Below are 16819 nucleotides of genomic sequence, written 5' to 3'. Positions count from 1 at the left end.
CGGGCGGAAACCCTTTGGGGCGTGCGTCGGCCTCCGGTCAGGAGGTCGGCAGCCAGCCGGTCTGGACCATCCTGCCGTGGCGCCGGTTCGGGGTGACGTACATGCCCCGGCCCGGTGTGTGTGGTTGAGGTGCGACGGTGCCCAGCAGGACGCCCTCACCGACGTCCCCGGAGAGCACCACACCGTGGGGGCCCAGGTCGCACACGGCGCGCAGGAACGACCCGACCGGGCGGGCACGGCCGGCGCCGGACGAACGGCGGGCGATGATCACGCGCAGGCCCAGTTGCCGGGCGAGGGGGAGGTACTCGACCAGGGGCTGCAGCAAATCGTCGTGGGCGGCGACCAGATGGAACTCATCGATGATCAGGAAGATGCCCTTGTGGCCCCGGCGGTCCGGTGCGGCGTCCGGGCTGTCCGGCATGCGGCTGAAACAGGCAGTACGCAGCAATCCCACCAGGGTGGACAGCGACGACACGGTGGACGTGCCTCAGTACCCCGACTTCCCCGCACGGGAGTTCACCCCGAGGGCGCCCGGTCGGGGGCGCCGCTCGGGATTCCGGTGCGCCGTGCGCCCGCCGTGGAGGTCCACGAGGTGGGCGGGCTCCCGCTGCTCAGCTGACCGGTCAGCCCCGGATCCGCCGGAACACGGCCACCAGGAGCAGCGCGGTGAGCCCCAACAGGATGCCGGCCTCGACGAGTTGGATCGGCACCAGGTGATCGGCGGGGTGGTACTTGAGCCAGGAGGCGGTGGCCCCGTCGCACCGGTGCCCGAACAGGCACTGGTCGCTGTCGATGCGGCTGCCGTCGGGCATGACGGCGCCTCGGTCGATCAGCCAGGCGTTGGTGGGCTGCGCGGCGCCCAGTCCGGTCGCCTTGTCCCTCAGTCCGGTCACCTCGTCCACCACGGGGTAGAAGGACGGCCGGCCCCGACGGATCAGGCCGTGGACGCCCGCGACCAGCGCGGCGGTGAGGAACATCGCGGGCAGTGTGCGGCGCACCAACTGGCCGATGAGCACGCCCAGGGCCAGCGCGAACAGCGACCAGGCGACCGGCGCGATCCCGAGGGCCGGGTAGGTGAAGAACTGGAACGGCGGGTCGAAGGCGATCGGCCCATGCACGATGTCCACCCACCACACCCAGCTCATCAGCCCGGCGAGCACACCGGAGAGGGCCAGCACGGCGGCACCGGGCACCGCCAGGCGGGCGGCCAGCCAGCGCACCGGGCTGACGGACTGCGCGCGGATCAGCCGGATGGTGCCGCGCTCGTACTCCTGGGCCAGCAGCGGCGCGCCGATGAAGACGCCGATCAGCAGCGGGACGGCGGTGACGGCGGGCTGGAGGATCTGGACGTACCAGAAGGTCGGCCGGTTGATCGGCGCGAGGAGGGTCCAGCAGTGGGTGCTGGACCAGGTCTCGGGGCTGTAGCAGCCGGTCCGCCGCAGCACGCCGACGGTGTGCTGGCTGCTGATGTGGATCCAGAGCAGGTCGGCCGCCGTCAGGGCCAGCAGCGCGGCCAAGGTCCAGAGCAGGAAACGGTTCTGACGGAACGACAGCCAGAGCAGGCCGCGCAGCGGAGGAGCGGCCGGGCGGCTCGCGGCGGCGGGGGCGGCGGATCGGTCGCGGGTCAGGGCGTCCGCGCTCATGCGGCGACCCCCTCGTTGCGGCGCTCGGCGGCGCGGGTGGCGGCCGGGCCCGGGTCGGCCGGTGCGCGGAGGTAGCCGAGCAACAGGTCCTCCAAGCTGGGGCGTTCGCTCTCCCACGGGCCGTCCAGCGGTTCCCCGGTGCGCACCAGCGCGGTGGCCCGGCGCCCGCCGACCCGCTGCTCGACCACCAGCTCGGCCGGGAGGCCGGCCGCCTCGGCGGGGCCGGTGAGCAGCTGGTGCCCGTCCAGGATGTCGTCCAGGTCGCCGGCCAGCCGGATCCGCCCGCGCTCGACGAACAGCAGGTGGTCGATGACGCCGTCCAGCTCGGGGAGGATGTGCGAGGACACCACGATGGTGGTGCCGCGCTCGGCGGCGACCGACATCAGGGTGCCCATCAGCTGGTGCCGGGCGAGCGGGTCGAGGTCGGCCATCGGCTCGTCGAGCAGCAGCAGGTCGGGCAGCTTGCCGATCGCGAGTGCCAGGGAGACCCGGGTGCGCTGGCCGCCGGAGAGCGAGCGGATCCGCGCGCCGGGCTTCAACTCGCCCTGATCGACGATGCGTCGGGCCGCCTCCTCGTCCCAGAGCGGGTTGAGCTCGCGGCCCATCCGCAGGGTGTCGGCGACGGTCAGGCCCGGGTAGAGCGGCTTGTCCTGCGCCACGTAGGCGACCCGGGCACGCAGCCCGGGTGTCCCGACGGGCTCCCCGAGCACCCGCAACTCACCCTCGGTGGAGTCGAGTTGGCTGGCGGCGAGGGAGAGCAGGGTGCTCTTGCCCGCGCCGTTGGAGCCCACCACGCCGCAGATCCGGCCCGCCGGGACGGTGAAGTCGCAGTCGCGCAGGGCCCAGCCGCCCCGGTACCGCCTGCCGAGGCCGACCGCCTCCAGCGCCGGCGTCATGGTCGTCGGGTCGTCATCCACCCGGTCCCCCAGAGTTTCTCAGTTCGGTGTTGCCGGGGAGACCCCGGTGTCAAAGCGCTGCTCCAGTACGGAAGCCATCAGCGCGGAGATGTCCTCGCGCTCCAGCCCGGCCTCCCGGGCCCGGTCCACCCACCCGACCAGGTCCGCCCGCAGCGGCCCGTCGGCCGCCGCCTCCGGCCGGGCGAGCGAGCGCCGGACGAAGGTGCCGAGCCCCGGGCGGGGCTCGACCAGCCCCTCGCGTTCGAGTTCGCGGTAGGCCTTCAGCACGGTGTTGGGGTTGATCGCGGTCAGCTCGACCACCTCACGGGCGGTCGGCAGCTTGTCCCCGGGCTGCAGCAGTCCGAGCCGCAGGGCCTGCTTGGTCTGCTGCACGATCTGCTGGTAGGTGGAGACGCCGCTGCGCCGCTCGATGCGGTACTCGATCACACCCGTTGCGGCCTTTCACTAGTTCAATAGTGGAATGGTGGCCCACTGTGGCGCGCGGGTCAAACTGAACCCGGGGGGCGGTCAGGGACGTTTCAGCAGCAACAGGCCGTCCTGGTCGACCAGCCGCCGGTAGCCGAGGTCCTGGTAGGCCACCAGCATTCGGGCGGTGTCGGCGGTGGCGCACGGGGACCGCACGCTCGGGTCCCGCAGGTCGACCACCACCCACTCCGGGGTCGGCGCCGCCGGCACCTGGCACACCAGGGTGACCTCGGCCCGGCCGGTGAGCTGGGCCGCCAGCCGGTTGGAGGCGGCCACGGCGGCGTCGTCGGGTATCAGGCGCAGCACCGCCCGGGTCTCGGTGAGCCGGGGCGAGGTGCTCCAGGCCTCGGGCATCACCACCTCGTGCAGCGGGTATAGCGGCAGCGTCACGGCCGCCACCAGCACCGTGACACCGAGCCCGCGCCGGACGCGGCGGGCGTCGCAGCGGCGCAGCGCGTCGACCAGGGCGGCGAACACGATCGGCATCAGCACCGCGCTGTAGTGGTAACTGACGCCCCAGTGGTGCGGGTTGGTCGACAACAGCCGCCAGGCCAGGGTGGGTACGCAGAGAAGGATCAGCGGCGAGCGCAGGCAGAGGAAGCCGCCGGTGGCGGCGAGCAGGAACAGCAGCAGCCACTTGAGCGGCGGCCACCCGAGCCGCAGGGGCACCGTCCAGAGCGAGGGCTTCGCACCGCCGTCCAGCTGCTGCCAGTAGTCGAAGCTCCCGCTCGGGTTGAACGACGGCAGCACGACCAGCAGGGTGAGCGCGGTCGCGGCGGCACCGACGACGGCGAGGGCGAGCCCGGGCAGCGCACCGCCCCGGCGGCGCCGGGCCTGCCAGGCGATCAGCAGTCCGACGGCGGCCACCGTCAGCCCCAGGTCCTCCTTGACCAGCAGCAGCGGCAGCGACCAGAGCGCGGCGGCCAGCGGTCGGCGCCGCCCCAGCGCGGTGGCGGCGAAGGCGAGCAGCGGGACGGCGAACGCGATCTCGTGGAAGTCGTCGGCCACCGCCCGGACTATCCCCCAGGAGGCCCCGGTGGCGCAGCCGATCACCAGCGCCACCCGCGGCCCGGCCACCTCGTGCGCCCAGCGGGTGAGCGGGACGACGGCCAGCGCCATCAGCAGCGCCTGGGCGACCACGAGGGTGAGCGCGCTCGGGAAGACCCGGTAGACCGGGGCGAGCACGGCGATCAGCGGGTGGAAGTGGTCCCCGAGCAGGTGGTAGCCGGGCCCCTTGAGCGGCACGATCGGCGCCTGCCCGTGCGCGTACGCCCGCACTGCCTGCTCGAAGATGCCCAGGTCATAGGCCTTGGTGAGGCCACGTCGGTGCCGGTTGACGGCGACGCAGGCGTACAGCGCGGCGAACCCCGCCGCCAGGCCCCAGGCCAGCACGGCCGGTCGGCGCCGGAGGGGCACCGCGCGCGGCAGCGGTCGGGGCGGGCGGGACGGACGGAGTGGGGAGAGGGCCAGAGGCATCGGCAAAGTACCCTTTCACTATTCGATTAGTGGAAGGGTGGTGGAACTCCGAACCGCCGTCAAACCCGGTCCGCCGACGCCGACCGGGCCTTCGCCATGCCCCCTGATCCGGTAACTCGCTTGAAATACGGCGTGGTTGCCCGCGTCGAGAGGCGTTCGCGGGCAACCACGCCGCAGGTCGGGTCAGGGGCGCTACGGCAGGGTCACCCCGACCGTCGCGGCCCAGATGGTGTCGTTCGAGGCCGTGGGCGCGACGGCACTGCCCCAGGCCAGCACCAGCCGGGTGGGCGTCATCGCGGAGAACCCGAAGGTGTCACCGGGCCACACCGTGCCGGTCCCGAAGTTCTGCGAGACCTGGACCGGGGCGGACAGCCACCCCTTCGTCGTCGAGAAGGTCCGCAGGTACTGGGCGTAGCCGCGCGGGTCGCTGCTCGACAGCCAGCCGACGTACGCGATCCCGGGCGGTCCCGCGACGACCTGCATGACGTGCGGGGCGTTCAGGGTGTCCGCGGGCACCTGTACCGGGGTGGACCAGGTCGCGCCGTGGTCCTGCGAGTACGACAGCCATCCGGTGTCGGTGGTGGCGCCCTGGGTGTCCCAGGTCGCGTACAGCGTCCCGTCCGGGCCGAGCGCCTCGGCGCCGTCGATCCACCACTCGCCGTTGTTCATCGTCCCGGCGTCGGCGCCGATCCGCACCGGCTGCGACCAGGTCGCGCCTCCGTCGGTGGAGCGGGTCGCGTACGTGTAGGCGACGGTCAGGTTGTCGGTGGGGACGTCGGTCACGACGTAGCCCTGGTAGAGCACGTCGATCGAACCGTCCGGCTCGACCACGACGGGCGCGCTGTCGGCGCCGCTGTTCGGGTAGCCGGGGCTGATGTGCGACATCGGGCTCCAGGTCCGGCCGCCGTCGGTGGACTTCTGCATCACCGCGTTGACGTCGCCGGTGGCGAAGGCGCAACTGCCGCTCGGAGCGCAGATGAACGTCACCGCCGCCGCGCTCGGCCCGTAGTCCCAGGTCAGGTACAGCGTGCCGTCCGGGCCGGCGGTGATGAAGTCCCGGTCGCCCCAGTTGTTGGCGTCCGGCGGGGTGATCGCTCCCGCGGTCTTGAAGCTGGCGCCGTGGTCGGTGCTGACGTCGACGACGGGGTAGGTCAGGCCGGAGCGGGAGACCATGAACGCCACGTAGACCGTGCCGTCCGGCGCGACGGTGATCGCCGGGTCCCAGCTGCGGCTGCCCTTCTGTCCGACGCTGCCCGGCAGCGTGACCGGCGCACCGAAGGTCGCCCCACCGTCCAGCGAGCCGGCGAATCCGATGCCCTTGCAGCCGATCCAGGTGTCGTACACGGCGTTCACCGCCGGGTCGACGGCCTGGATGGTCTCGGCGTTCTGCCCCGCGCACGAGGCCGAGATGTTCACCGGGGTGCTGATCGCGTAGGACGCGCTCAGCCCGGCAGAGGGGTTCTGATGTCCGGTCGACTGGGCGGAGCTGCGGGTGTCGACCGGCGCCGCCTGCGCCGGTCCCACCGCGAGGGCGAGGGCGGTGACCCCGGCGCAGAGGCCGGCTATCAGGGATCTGAGCGTGGCGCGACGTGGACGTGCGTACACGGCTGATCTCCTCCGGATGGAAACGGGTTGAGGGTGGCGGGCCGTCAGCACCGCCGTTGCCTCCGGCCCCCGGACGGGATTCCCACAACTGCCGCTTCCGAAGCCCCCGCCCCGAGCCCCGCCGTCCGGCTCATCGTCCAGGCGGCGGGGCTGCTCCATCCGACCTCTCAGGCGGTCAGCACGGGGCGATCTGACTGGTGATGGTCGGGTCGGTGATGGCGCCGTCACGGGCCAGCAGCAGCGCCTTTCTGAGGATGACCGCCATCATGTGGTCGCCCTCGAAGGGCAGTTGCGGCTGCCCGTCGGCCGGACCGTCGGAGCCGGGCACGATGCACAGGTAGGTGTCGTTCGGCGACATCAGGATGTTGCCCGAGCCCAGGTGGATCCGGTACGTCCGCAGCTCGCCGCGGACCTCCAGGAAGCGGCCGTCCACCGTGCAGCGGTCCCCCACCGCCAGCCGGGGCAGCAGCCGGGCCAGCAACTCGCCGCGCTCGCGGGCGCTCTGCGACAGCTCGCCGAAGCTGTACGACTGCCAGTAGTCGCGGTACCGGCCCTCCGGTCCGCCGTCCGACCAGGTCGGGTCGTTACCGACGCTGGTCACGCCCACGAACAGGTCGACGTCGCGCAGCACCTCGCTCAGCACCAGCGGCGGCACCTCGGCGAGCGGTACCGGGTCGGCCTCCTGCACTCCGGCCCGCCTGACCGGACTGTAGCGGCCGGTGCCCGCCTGGGTGAGGCTCTCCGGCGCGTCGATCGGGTAGAACCGCACCTGGTCGGTGCCCAGGTGGTCGTAGTTCTCCCCCCAGTCGGCGTCCATTCCGTGCACCCGGAACTCGGCGCGCAGCCCCCACTCCGGCAGCAGCCGCTTCGGGACGGCGAAGGAGTTGTCCACCGCGAGCTGCAGCTGGCTGTGCCAGCCCCGGGCCGCGGCCAGGGCGTGGAACCGGTGCTGGCGCAGGACGTGCGCAGCGAAGCGGTTGGAGTACACCCGGGTGTGCTCCTCGGCCGCGGTGAGCAGGTACACCTCCCGGTGCGCCTGCTTGAACGGCTGCACGACGCCGTGGCCCTCCAGCACGGCCCGCCAGGCGAGCACGCTCTCGGGCGGGCAGGCGACCGGGTGCCACAGCTCGACCGAGGCGTCCGCGGCAGGCGCGAGTTCGTCGCCGGTCACGGTGCGCAGCGCGCCGTCCAGCCAGGCGCAGGCCGTACCGTCCACGGTCCAGATCAGCCGACGGGCCAGAGTGCCGACCAGCGGGTGGTCCACGAGGCGCTGCCGCCAGGGGCCGTACCGCCAGCTGCGCCGCGCCAGGAACTGCCGGTCCAGCCGCTCGGACTGGGCGGTCAGCATCTTCTCCAGGTCCTTGACCGAGGCCTTGAACTCCTTGAGCTGATCGGCGTGTTCACGGCGCACGACGGCGGGCGGCGTCTTCACCGCACGGCCGACCTCGTTGTACCAGGTCTGGCGGGCCCGGGAGCCCTCCACCACCAGCTCCACCCGGGCCTCGCCGAACCACTCGACGCGCCCGCCGATGTCGGTCAATCCGTAGGAGGGGACGGCGAGTTCCTCGATCTCGGCCCGGCTGAGGCCGAGTGCGGCGGCCCGGTCCCGGAGCGCCTTGTCCAGCTCCTTGACGGTGCCCTTGTACGTCACCCGGGTGGTGAGGACGGCTAGTTGGGCGAGACCGTCCTCGCCGTCCAGACGGGCGAGGCAATGCACGGCGGCGTTGGCCACCTTGGGCGCCCGGGGGCCGATGCCCGGCGCCTTGCGCAGCGCGGACTCGACCAGCCGGGCCAGCACCCGGGCGGTGTCGGGATGGGCCGGGGTCAGGGCCAGCAGCAGGGCGAGTCCGCGCAGCGCGTCCAGGTTGTGCGGGTCGAGCTGATCGGCTCCCTCGCCGTCCGGGTCCGCGACCAGGTCGAGGGTGCGCGGGCGGCCGACCAGCGAGAGCCACTCGGCGATCCGCTCGCGGGCTCGTTCGGGGCCGACCGCGTCGATCAGGGCGCGCCCGGTCCGTTCCCAACGGGCGTTCGGCTTCGGGGACTTGGCCTGGAGCGCGTGCTTGACCAGGTCCATCCACGGCCGGTCGGTGCTCCCGGGGGAACCAGGCTCGTCAAGGGCGGCCAGGACCTGGTCGGCCCAGGCCTCGCCGGGGCTGAGCAGCGGCTCGGGCAGCGCGGCCGCGAGGTCGATGACGAGGCTGTAGTGGGGCCGGACCATCAGCGCCGACCGGCGCACGGCGGCGACCACCGCACCGTCGACCGGGCGGCCGGCCTCCAGCTCGTCGCTGATCAGTCGCTCGGCCTCGTGCAGCTCGGTGAGGTGCCACTGGCGGCCCATCAGGTGGAGCCTGTCCTCGCGGAGCTCGCGGGCCGGACCCTGCGGAAAGCCCTGGGAGACCATCGAGGCCAGCCGGATCAGCGCGCTGCGCTGCTGTGCCGCCTTGTCGGTCAGCACGGGCCGCCAGAGCATCAGCATCCAGCGCACCAGACTCGCCACCAGCGCGCCCCGGGTGTTGCGGTGCAGCTCCAGCACCCGCTCGCGGACGGGCACCACGCGCTCGGCGGACCAGTCGCCCCCGACGGCGGTGTCGACCTCCATCAGCGCGCTGCCGATCGCGTCCACGTCCCCGGTGTCGAGCGCGTCGAGCAGCCGCCCGACGGCGGGGTCGAGCAGTTCGGTCGTTGTCATTCAGCCACCTACCAGCGGAACAAGTTTCAGGAAGCACACCTCGGTGTCGGTGCGCAGGTCCAACTCGGCGTCCAGCTCCTCGACCTGGCGGTCGCCGACGAGCACCAGGAACCCGTTGCGGCCGAACGCCTCGACCGCGCTCAGGAACTGCCGCTCGGGGTCGATCGCGTGGTCCGGTGCCCGCAGCCGGTACCCGTTCAGGGTCCGCTCGGCCTCGGTCGGCTGCACCAGGCCGTGGAACACCTCGAGGCGGCGGGCGTTGTGCTCGGCCGCCTCCTGGAGCACCCGGCGGCGGATCAGCTCGCGCAGCGTCAACCGCTCCTCGTCGACGGGCAGCCGCCAGGCATCCCACCGCAGCCCCGATGTCGTCTCGTCGACGAAGGTCACTGTCGCCATGGCGCAGACCCTAGCCAGCGGCACCGACATCCGGCTCGGCGGGACGGGTCCGGCGGCCGGCCGCCCCGTGCGGGGCTGTTCCCCACCCCCGCGAAACGCCGTAGCGTGGCCGCATGAACACGCACGCGTCCTCCCGGTACGACGCCGTGATCGTCGGCGGCGGGCACAACGGACTGGTCGCCGCCGCCTACCTGGCCCGCGCCGGGCGGCGGGTGCTGGTCCTCGAACGGCTGCCCCGGGTCGGCGGGGCCGCGGTCTCCGCCCAGGCCTTCCCCGGTGTGGACGCCCGGCTGTCGCGCTACTCCTACCTGGTCAGCCTGCTGCCGCGGCAGGTGGTGCGGGACCTCGGGCTGCGGCTGGACCTGCGGCGGCGCCGGATCGCCTCGTACACCCCCACCGTCCGGGACGGGAAGCCCACCGGCCTGCTGGTGGACGCCACCGACCCCGGCCGCACCCGGGAGTCGTTCCGGGCACTGACCGGCGCCGACCGGGAGTGGCAGGCCTGGCAGCGCTTCTACGGGATGACCGCGCAGGTCGCCGAGCGGGTGTTCCCGACTCTCACCGAACCGCTGCCCACCCGCGCCGAGCTGCACCGCCGGGTCGGGAACGAAGCCGCCTGGACGGACCTGTTCGAGCGGCCGCTCGGCGAGACGATCGAGCGCGGCTTCGCCGATGACCTGGTACGCGGCGTGGTCCTGACGGACGCGCTGATCGGCACCTTCACCCACGCCCATGACCCGTCGCTGCGGCAGAACCGCTGCTTCCTGTACCACGTGATCGGCAACGGGACGGGCGACTGGGACGTCCCGGTCGGCGGGATGGGCGCGGTGACGAGCGCACTGGCCGAGGCGGCGCTGGCGGCCGGCGCGAAGATCCGGACCGGCTGCGAGGTCACCGCCGTCGCCACCGACGGCCGCGGTGACGCCGAGGTGTCGTACCGGCACCGCGACGGCGAGGCGACGGCGGCGGCACGCCGGGTCCTGGTGAACGCCGCGCCGGCCGCCCTGGCCCGGCTGCTGGGCGAGGACCCGGGGCCCGCGCCGGAGGGCGCCCAACTGAAGGTCAACATGGTGCTGCGCCGCCTGCCGCGTCTGCGGGACACCGCCGCCGACCCGCGCGAGGCCTTCGCCGGCACCTTCCACATCGCCGAGGGCTACGGCCAGTTGGAGACCGCGTACACCGAGGCACTGGCCGGCCGGATGCCCTCGGCGCCGCCGTCCGAGATCTACTGCCACACCCTGACCGACCCGTCGATCCTGGGCCCGGAGGCCGTCCGGCAGGGGCTCCAGACGCTGACCCTGTTCGGCCTGCACATGCCCGCCCGGCTGTTCGGCGACCCGGCGGCCAAGGAACGCGCCCTGGCCGCCTGCCTGGCGCAGCTGGACGCGGTGCTGGCGGAGCCGATCGCCGACTGCCTGGCCACGGACTCCGAGGGCCGGCCCTGCGTCGAGGCCAGGACACCGCCGGAGCTGGAACGGGAGATCGGCCTGCCGGGCGGCCACATCTTCCACCGCGACCTGTCCTTCCCGTTCGCCGCCGAGTCCGGCCCGTTCCGCGCCGAGGACGCCGGCAGCGCCGCCGCCCGCTGGGGCGTGGCCACGGCCCACCCGAACGTCCTGCTGTGCGGCGCGGGAGCCGTCCGGGGCGGCGGGGTCAGCGGCATCCCCGGGCACAACGCGGCGCGGGCCGTCCTGGAGGACCCGGCCCGCTGACAGGACTCGGCGGACGGTCACCCACGGCAATCGCCTGATGGCCGTCCGGCCCATACTGGGCCCGGCCACCGTAAACCTGGCAGGTCACTCCCAGTAGCGGTTTACTGAGAGTGAGCGGGGCAGGAGGGAGGCCCTCCGATGGAATGTCCACACCCACCCGGGTTCCACGCCGAGGTCCGTGAACGCTACATCGCCGCCGCGGCGGAGGTGACCCGCCTGCTGCGAGCCGTCCCCGAGGACCGCTGGACGGCACCCACACCCTGCCGCGACTGGGACGTCCGCGCCCTGGTGAACCATGTGGCCGCGCAACACCTCTGGGTCTGCCATGCGGTGGCCGGCTACACCTTCGAGGCGATCGGCCACCGCTTCGCGGGCGACGTCCTGGGACGCAACCCCGTCGGCGTGTGGGCGATGGCCGCCGACACCGCGGTGCGCGCCCTCCACCAGCCCGGCGCCCCCGACCGCCTGGTTCACCTGCCGTACGGGCTGCGCGACGTCGGCGGGTACGCCCGCGAACTGACCGCCGAGACCGTCGTCCACTGCTGGGACCTCGCCCGGGCGCTCGGCGAGAGCGGCCGGATGCCGCCGGGCGCCGCCCGGTACGCGCTCGCCGAGTTCGAGGGCTACCGCAACCTGGCCGACACCGGCCTGTTCGACCCCCCGCTCATGACCGTCCCCGGCGCCGACGCCCAGGACCGGCTGCTGGCCCTCACCGGCCGCGACCCGCACTGGTCCGCCGAACGCATCTGAGGCCGAACCCAGGTGAGAGCGAACCCAGGTGAGGTCGTTCGGCCGACCGTCCCCGCACGCCGGGCGTGACCCGGGCGCGGGGACGGGGGCGGGGGCGGAGCCGCCGGGCCGTCAGGCGCGGGCCAGCTGCCAGCCGCCGAGGCCGTCGCAGGCGCCGGCGTTGTAGCTGGTGGAGCGGAAGCCGGGCGGGACCGGCGAGCCCGGGCAGGCCCACAGGCCCGCGCGGGCGGTGTTGTGACGCCAGGAACCGGCGCCGTCGCAGCCCCAGGTGGTGTGTCCGGTGATCACGTAGCCGGCCACCACCGGGGAGCCCGAGCAGGTCCAGATCCCGTCGTGCGGGAGGCTGTGCTGCCAGCTGCCGATGCCGCCGCACCCGGCCCGGAAGTGGTTGCTGATGACGTACCCGGGCACGACCGGCGAACCGGAACAGGTCCATATGCCGTCATGGACGAGGTTGTGGCGCCACGAGCCGATGCCCCCGCAGCCGGAGGTCATGTGGTCGGTGATCACGTAGCCGGCCACCACCGGGGAGCCCGAGCAGGTCCAGATCCCGTCCTTCGCCGGCTGCTGGTACCAGGAGCCCCAGCCGCCGCAGCCCTTGCCGTCGTGGTCCGTGATGACCCACCCGGCCGCGACCGGCTGCCCGGAGCACGCCCACTTGCCCGAGAAGCCCCACGCGGGCTTGGCCTCCGCCACGGACATCCCGGAGACCGTACCGCCCAGGACGACGGCCGCGACCAGCGCGAACGCCGCCGCGGCGGCCCCGATCCCCCGGCCGGTGACCACGGCCGTCGCGCGCTTGGCACGCTTCCACAGTTGACGAACCATCATGTTCCATCCACTCCAGTCGAGTTGGAGACCGGCAAGACTCCCGCCGCCGGGGGTTCGGCAACGGGAGCGGGAGCCACCCTACGCGGAGATCGGGTGAGAATTTGATGGAAATTCCATGAAAGCCGGGACGGGCGGCCGGCTTGTCCGAAACCCGCCGCACGGCTGGCGACCGGCCTCGGCCGACTGGTGACCGGTCCCACTGGGGCGCCCGCCGGGTGGCGATGGCCGCATCGATGGCCTCCGGCGCGGTCCGGCCGCCACGCCGACCGCCCCCGCGTCACTCGACGGCGCGGGCGGTGGCCCCCCGTGACTCCAGGTTCCAGGTGATCACCCGCCGCGGGTGGACGCGGATGATGTCCCTGCTGAAATGGTCGGGTGCCACGGGCGGCACGTCGACGGTCAGCACCTCGGCCCAGCCCCTGATCTCGACGCCGCGCCCCCATCCGCCCGCGACCGGGTCGTCGGCCGGAGCCAGGTCGTCCACCAGCACGGAGACATCGGGACGCGCCTGCACGTTGCGGTACTTCCGGCTGCGGGCCATGGCGGGCCCGCCGATGTCGATGGTGCCGTCGCCGTTGAGCCGGAAGCCCACCGGGCGGACCTGCGGACCGCCGTCGGGACCGGTGGTGGCCAGTCGGGCCAATGACTGGGCGGCGAGGTACTCGCACTCTGTCTCGGTGAAGATCATGCGCCGACGCTAGAAGCTCAAGCCCGGTTGAGGTCAAGGCTGCTGAGGTCTGTCCGCCAGTCAGACGGGACTCGGCTCCGCAGTCCGCGGGATCAACCACCCGCTGGTCGAGGTGCGGCCGGGATGGTTCGTGTCGGCCGGAGCTCTCGGGGAGGCAGGTGCCTGAGCCGACCCGGCAGTTACCCGGTCCGTCGCGGGGCCGGGCGTCAGTCGGGCGGATCACGGCGCCCTCGATGTCGGGCAGCGGCCCGTCACGGTCGAGCCGACCGGCAGGCTCCGGGTGTCCGGGGCGGCCGAGCCCCCTCGGACGCACAGGGACCGGGGTCGGGGTCGGCCGGGTGATACCGGTGGCAGAGGCCGGGTCGCCCGGCGCGGGGGTCGTTCGGCGGCCGGCACCGCATCGGTCCCGATTCGTGACGTGACCCTGTCTAGTTCGTTCGCATCCCGGTGTGGTGGGATGTGCCCGACAGGGTGACGAGCGCTGGTGGGGGTGCGTGGTGCGGAGTGGACGGCTGCTCGGCCTGGACGGGGACGCGGCGCGCCTGGTCGCGGTGGGACTGGTCCGGCTGGGGACCCGGGACTGGCTCGGCGCGCCCGGCGAGGCCCCGGCCTGGGTGGGCGGGCTGCGCGCGGCCTCGTTCGCCGACGCGTGGCTGTCCTTCGGCGACGCCCCCGCGCCCGGCCTGCGGGTGTCGGCCTCGGCGGTCCTGCGGTCCGTCGCGGAACAGGCCGCCGAACTTCTCCTCCGCTCCTGCGGGGAGGACGGGCCGACGGCCCTGGAGTGGCTCGGGCGGCGATCGGCCGAGGCCCGCGAGCAGGCACACCGGGAGGATGTGACGCACCCGGCCGAACCCTGCGCGCTGGCCCTGGTGTGGCACGGCGTCCAGACATTGGCCGGCGGGGACGGACCGTCCCACGGCAAGCACATCGAGGAGCGGGGCGAGGCCTACATCCGGGAGCGGCACCGCCGCCAGGACACCCTCGCCCTCGTCCTGTGCTGCGCCCGCATCGCCGCGGCCGCCCTGGTGGAGCTGAGCGAGGGCGATCCGGCGCGGGTGGACGGGTGGCTGGAGGAGGACGCGGCGCGCGCCATGCCGCGCGGCGGCCCCGTCCCGCTGTGGGTCCCGGGTCGCCCCTGGCAGCCGACCGGCTGACCGCAGACCACTGCCCTGAGGCTTGGGCCGCGGGTGCGCCGTCGCCCCCGGCCGCACGGTACCGGTGTGCGGCCGGGGGCGGGAGCGGTCAGCGCGGGCCGGGGTCGCTGGTGCCCGGGCGGCCGTTCTCCAGGTGTCCGGCCCAACGGCGGCGGAAGGTCGGTCCGTCCGCGGCCGCGACGGTGACGTCGTACCAGCGGCTCTCGGCGCGCAGGTCGAAGGCGAACCGGGCCTCGTCGCCGGGGTGGATGACGCGGCTCTGCTTCGAGCCCTTCGCGTAGGCATTCTCGGCGGTCACCGTCCGGGCCGCCGACCCGTTGTTGGAGACGGTGACGCGCACCTGGGCCTTCGACGGATCGAAGCGTGCGACCAGCTCGCCCCGGGCCTTGCCCTCGAACTCCTGCACCGAGCCGTTCGGTCCGTGGGCGACGAGGTGGTAGCCGCCACCGGTCAGCGGCCAGTGGTCACCGAGGGTGTCACCGGCCGAGACCGTGTAGCGGCGAGGAGCCACCGTCGGCGCCGTCCGGTCGTAGACGTAGAGCCACGCGCCCGCCGAGCCCTGGTTGTCCAGTTCGAGCAGGAACTGCCCCTCGGTGTCGGTCTCCTCCTCGTTGACCCGCAGGTCGTACGGGAGGGCCCGGGCCGGACGGGTGCCCGGTTCCTGGGTGGGCATCCGCTGGGGCAGCGGCACCTGGTAGGGCTTGCCCCGGGAGGCGATCGGCGCCGGGACCGGGATCGAGACCTTCCGCCCGTCCGTGCCGGAGAAGTCCAGCGCCGAGGTGAGGTCGCCGCAGACCGATCGGCGCCAGGCGCTGATGTTGGGCTCCTCGACGCCGAACCGGGTCTCCAGGAACCGCAGCACGGAGGTGTGGTCGAAGGTCTCCGAGCACACCCAACCGCCGCGCGACCACGGGGAGATGACCAGCAGCGGCACGCGCGGGCCGAGGCCGATCGGCTGCAGCCCGCCCGGGTCGGCGCCGGGGACCAACGGGCCCATCTCGCCCGGGTACTTGGCGAGGTCCAGCAGCTCGTCGCCGAGGCTCGCCTCCAGGTCGGACGAGACCATGCCCGGGCCGCCCGGACGGCTGACGACCGGCGGCATCGGCGGGACGACGTGGTCGAACAGGCCGTCGTTCTCGTCGTAGTTGATGAGGAAGACGGTCTTGCCCCAGACCTCGGGGTTGGACGTGAGCGCGTCCAGCACGAGGTTGATGTAGTACGCGCCGTCGGTCGGCGTGGCCGAGGGGTGCTCGCTGTACTGGTACGGCGGCACGATCCACGACACCTGGGGCAGCCGGCCCTGCTCGACGTCGGCCCGGAACTCCTTGAGCGTGTGGTCGGTGGCACCCTTGTCCACGAGCGGACCCGACGCGCCCTCGGCGACCTGGTACCGCTGGAAGAACATCAGCGGGTTGTCGGTGTAGTTGTCCGTGGGGGTGCCCGGCTCGCCTGAGCCGCCCTGGTACAGCTTCCAGCTGACGCCCGCCGCCTCCAGGCGCTCGGGGTACGTCGTCCAGGTGTAGCCGTTGGTGCCGTTGCGCTCCCACAGGCCGGGGCCGTTGGGCTTGCGGCCGTACACGTTGCGCGGGTCGCTGGTGCCGGTCCAGAGGTGGATGCGGTTGGGGGCGGTGTCGGCGTGGACGGAGCAGAAGTACGAGTCGCAGACGGTGAAAGCGTCGGCCAGGGCGAAGTGGTACTGCAGATCCTGACGCTTGAGGTGACCCATCGTCATGACGTCCTGCTTCTGGTTCACCCACTGGTCGTGGCGCCCCTCGTTCCAGGCGAGGTGGCCGCTGCTCCACCCGTGATCCGTACCGGCCTGGTACTCGGTGGTGTTCCGGGGGTCGATGTACCAGGGCAGCACCTCCTGCTCGGAGGCCGGCAGGCCGCGGTCGTGGTAGCGGCCGGTCTTCACGGCGGCGGCAGGCTGGTGCCAGTTCGGCCGGCCGTCGGGCAGCAGCGTGGGCCGCGGGTCGTCGAACCCGCGCACACCGCGGAGGGTGCCGAAGTAATGGTCGAAGGAACGATTCTCCTGCATCAGGATGACGATGTGTTCGACGTCCTCGATCGAACGGGCCCTGCTGATCGCGGGCAACGCCAGAGCCTTGCTGATCGCGGGCAGGAACGCCCCGAGGCCCGCAGCGGCCACGGACGCGCCGCCCAGCTGGAGGAGTCGGCGCCTGTCGATGGAGGCCACGTGATGTCCTTCCCAGTCGTGAATGCATGGGTCCGAGCAGGCCACAGTCTTCCACTGAACGCCGCATGAGCTTTCGGCCAACTGTTGTCCAGTCAACCTCCCGCTGCGGCCGCCCGACTGGGAGCCCGCCGAGGCCCTGACCGCCGACCCCGGCCGGTGAACGCGAAAAGGCCCACCCGATAAGCTGGGTGGGCCTTTTCAGAAGAATTGTTCGGCGGCGTCCTACTCTCCCACAGGGTCCCCCCTGCAGTACCATCGGCGCTGTGAGGCTTAGCTTCCGGGTTCGGAATGTAACC

Annotated in this window: 14 protein-coding genes and 1 rRNA gene; 3 read left to right on the top strand and 12 right to left on the bottom strand. The window is 73.0% G+C overall.

Annotated features, from left to right (window positions below; translation table 11 throughout):
• Positions 1 to 37: 37 nt before the first annotated feature.
• The 8 genes from ACH4E7_RS34135 to ACH4E7_RS34100 all read right to left on the bottom strand — a co-directional run bounded on the left by ACH4E7_RS34135 (position 38) and on the right by ACH4E7_RS34100 (position 9191).
• A complete protein-coding gene (locus ACH4E7_RS34135; protein ID WP_396253031.1) occupies positions 38 to 421 on the bottom strand; it encodes a hypothetical protein in 384 nt (127 codons plus the stop codon).
• 202 nt (positions 422 to 623) lie between these two features.
• Positions 624 to 1643 carry an ABC transporter permease gene (locus tag ACH4E7_RS34130; protein WP_396253030.1) on the bottom strand — a complete coding sequence of 340 codons (1020 nt, stop codon included), beginning with the start codon at positions 1641 to 1643 and terminating at the stop codon, positions 624 to 626.
• Positions 1640 to 2560: an ATP-binding cassette domain-containing protein gene (locus tag ACH4E7_RS34125; protein WP_396253029.1), complete on the bottom strand. Its 921-nt coding sequence runs from the start codon at positions 2558 to 2560 to the stop codon at positions 1640 to 1642. Before ACH4E7_RS34125 ends, ACH4E7_RS34130 begins: the two co-directional genes overlap by 4 nt.
• Before the next feature lie 18 nt (positions 2561 to 2578).
• On the bottom strand, positions 2579 to 2986 hold the full coding sequence (locus tag ACH4E7_RS34120; protein WP_189922557.1) for a GntR family transcriptional regulator: 408 nt from the start codon (positions 2984 to 2986) through the stop codon (positions 2579 to 2581).
• An 81-nt stretch (positions 2987 to 3067) separates the two neighbouring features.
• Positions 3068 to 4501 (bottom strand): DUF2079 domain-containing protein, encoded by a 1434-nt coding sequence (locus ACH4E7_RS34115; RefSeq protein WP_396253028.1) that lies wholly within the window; start codon positions 4499 to 4501, stop codon positions 3068 to 3070.
• 192 nt (positions 4502 to 4693) lie between these two features.
• Complete coding sequence (locus tag ACH4E7_RS34110; RefSeq protein ID WP_396253027.1) at positions 4694 to 6106, bottom strand: hypothetical protein; 1413 nt, start codon at positions 6104 to 6106, stop codon at positions 4694 to 4696.
• Positions 6107 to 6281: 175 nt separating this feature from the next.
• Entirely contained in the window at positions 6282 to 8795 is a 2514-nt protein-coding gene (locus ACH4E7_RS34105; RefSeq protein WP_396253026.1) for a DUF4132 domain-containing protein, read from the bottom strand.
• Positions 8796 to 9191 (bottom strand): hypothetical protein, encoded by a 396-nt coding sequence (locus tag ACH4E7_RS34100; protein WP_396253025.1) that lies wholly within the window; start codon positions 9189 to 9191, stop codon positions 8796 to 8798.
• A gap of 113 nt (positions 9192 to 9304) precedes the next feature.
• Between ACH4E7_RS34100 and ACH4E7_RS34095 the strand changes: the two genes are divergently transcribed.
• Both ACH4E7_RS34095 and ACH4E7_RS34090 read left to right on the top strand, forming a co-directional pair.
• Entirely contained in the window at positions 9305 to 10903 is a 1599-nt protein-coding gene (locus ACH4E7_RS34095) for a phytoene desaturase family protein (RefSeq protein WP_396253024.1), read from the top strand.
• Positions 10904 to 11041: 138 nt separating this feature from the next.
• The gene (locus tag ACH4E7_RS34090) at positions 11042 to 11653 is read left to right on the top strand and encodes a TIGR03086 family metal-binding protein (RefSeq protein WP_396253023.1); all 612 of its coding nucleotides are present in this window, start codon (positions 11042 to 11044) and stop codon (positions 11651 to 11653) included.
• A gap of 111 nt (positions 11654 to 11764) precedes the next feature.
• Here the strand turns inward: ACH4E7_RS34090 and ACH4E7_RS34085 are convergent, their stop codons facing one another.
• Both ACH4E7_RS34085 and ACH4E7_RS34080 read right to left on the bottom strand, forming a co-directional pair.
• Entirely contained in the window at positions 11765 to 12484 is a 720-nt protein-coding gene (locus tag ACH4E7_RS34085) for a hypothetical protein (RefSeq protein ID WP_396253022.1), read from the bottom strand.
• A gap of 277 nt (positions 12485 to 12761) precedes the next feature.
• A complete protein-coding gene (locus ACH4E7_RS34080) occupies positions 12762 to 13172 on the bottom strand; it encodes a PPOX class F420-dependent oxidoreductase (RefSeq protein WP_396253021.1) in 411 nt (136 codons plus the stop codon).
• Between the two features lie 494 nt (positions 13173 to 13666).
• Here ACH4E7_RS34080 and ACH4E7_RS34075 point away from each other — a divergent pair, with 494 nt between their 5' ends.
• On the top strand, positions 13667 to 14326 hold the full coding sequence (locus tag ACH4E7_RS34075; RefSeq protein ID WP_396253020.1) for a hypothetical protein: 660 nt from the start codon (positions 13667 to 13669) through the stop codon (positions 14324 to 14326).
• A gap of 88 nt (positions 14327 to 14414) precedes the next feature.
• Here ACH4E7_RS34075 and ACH4E7_RS34070 read toward each other — a convergent pair whose 3' ends face one another.
• Positions 14415 to 16523, bottom strand: a complete 2109-nt coding sequence (locus tag ACH4E7_RS34070) for a phosphocholine-specific phospholipase C (RefSeq protein ID WP_396253019.1) — start codon at positions 16521 to 16523, stop codon at positions 14415 to 14417.
• Between the two features lie 209 nt (positions 16524 to 16732).
• Positions 16733 to 16819 (bottom strand): 5S ribosomal RNA (rrf, locus tag ACH4E7_RS34065); the annotation flags it as partial.

The organism is Kitasatospora sp. NPDC018058 (assembly GCF_044327205.1).
In the GTDB taxonomy this organism is placed as follows: Bacteria; Actinomycetota; Actinomycetes; order Streptomycetales; family Streptomycetaceae; genus Kitasatospora.
Note: the sequence above shows the minus strand (reverse complement) of the source record. Positions and strands in the feature narration are given on the sequence as shown.

Coding starts and splice junctions, on each gene's coding strand:
- ACH4E7_RS34130 (WP_396253030.1), bottom strand. CDS start 1,643: ATGAGCGCGGACGCCCTGACCCGCGACCGATCCGCCGCCCCCGCCGCC.
- ACH4E7_RS34080 (WP_396253021.1), bottom strand. CDS start 13,172: ATGATCTTCACCGAGACAGAGTGCGAGTACCTCGCCGCCCAGTCATTG.
- ACH4E7_RS34095 (WP_396253024.1), top strand. CDS start 9,305: ATGAACACGCACGCGTCCTCCCGGTACGACGCCGTGATCGTCGGCGGC.
- ACH4E7_RS34085 (WP_396253022.1), bottom strand. CDS start 12,484: ATGATGGTTCGTCAACTGTGGAAGCGTGCCAAGCGCGCGACGGCCGTG.
- ACH4E7_RS34105 (WP_396253026.1), bottom strand. CDS start 8,795: ATGACAACGACCGAACTGCTCGACCCCGCCGTCGGGCGGCTGCTCGAC.
- ACH4E7_RS34100 (WP_396253025.1), bottom strand. CDS start 9,191: ATGGCGACAGTGACCTTCGTCGACGAGACGACATCGGGGCTGCGGTGG.
- ACH4E7_RS34090 (WP_396253023.1), top strand. CDS start 11,042: ATGGAATGTCCACACCCACCCGGGTTCCACGCCGAGGTCCGTGAACGC.
- ACH4E7_RS34135 (WP_396253031.1), bottom strand. CDS start 421: ATGCCGGACAGCCCGGACGCCGCACCGGACCGCCGGGGCCACAAGGGC.
- ACH4E7_RS34115 (WP_396253028.1), bottom strand. CDS start 4,501: ATGCCTCTGGCCCTCTCCCCACTCCGTCCGTCCCGCCCGCCCCGACCG.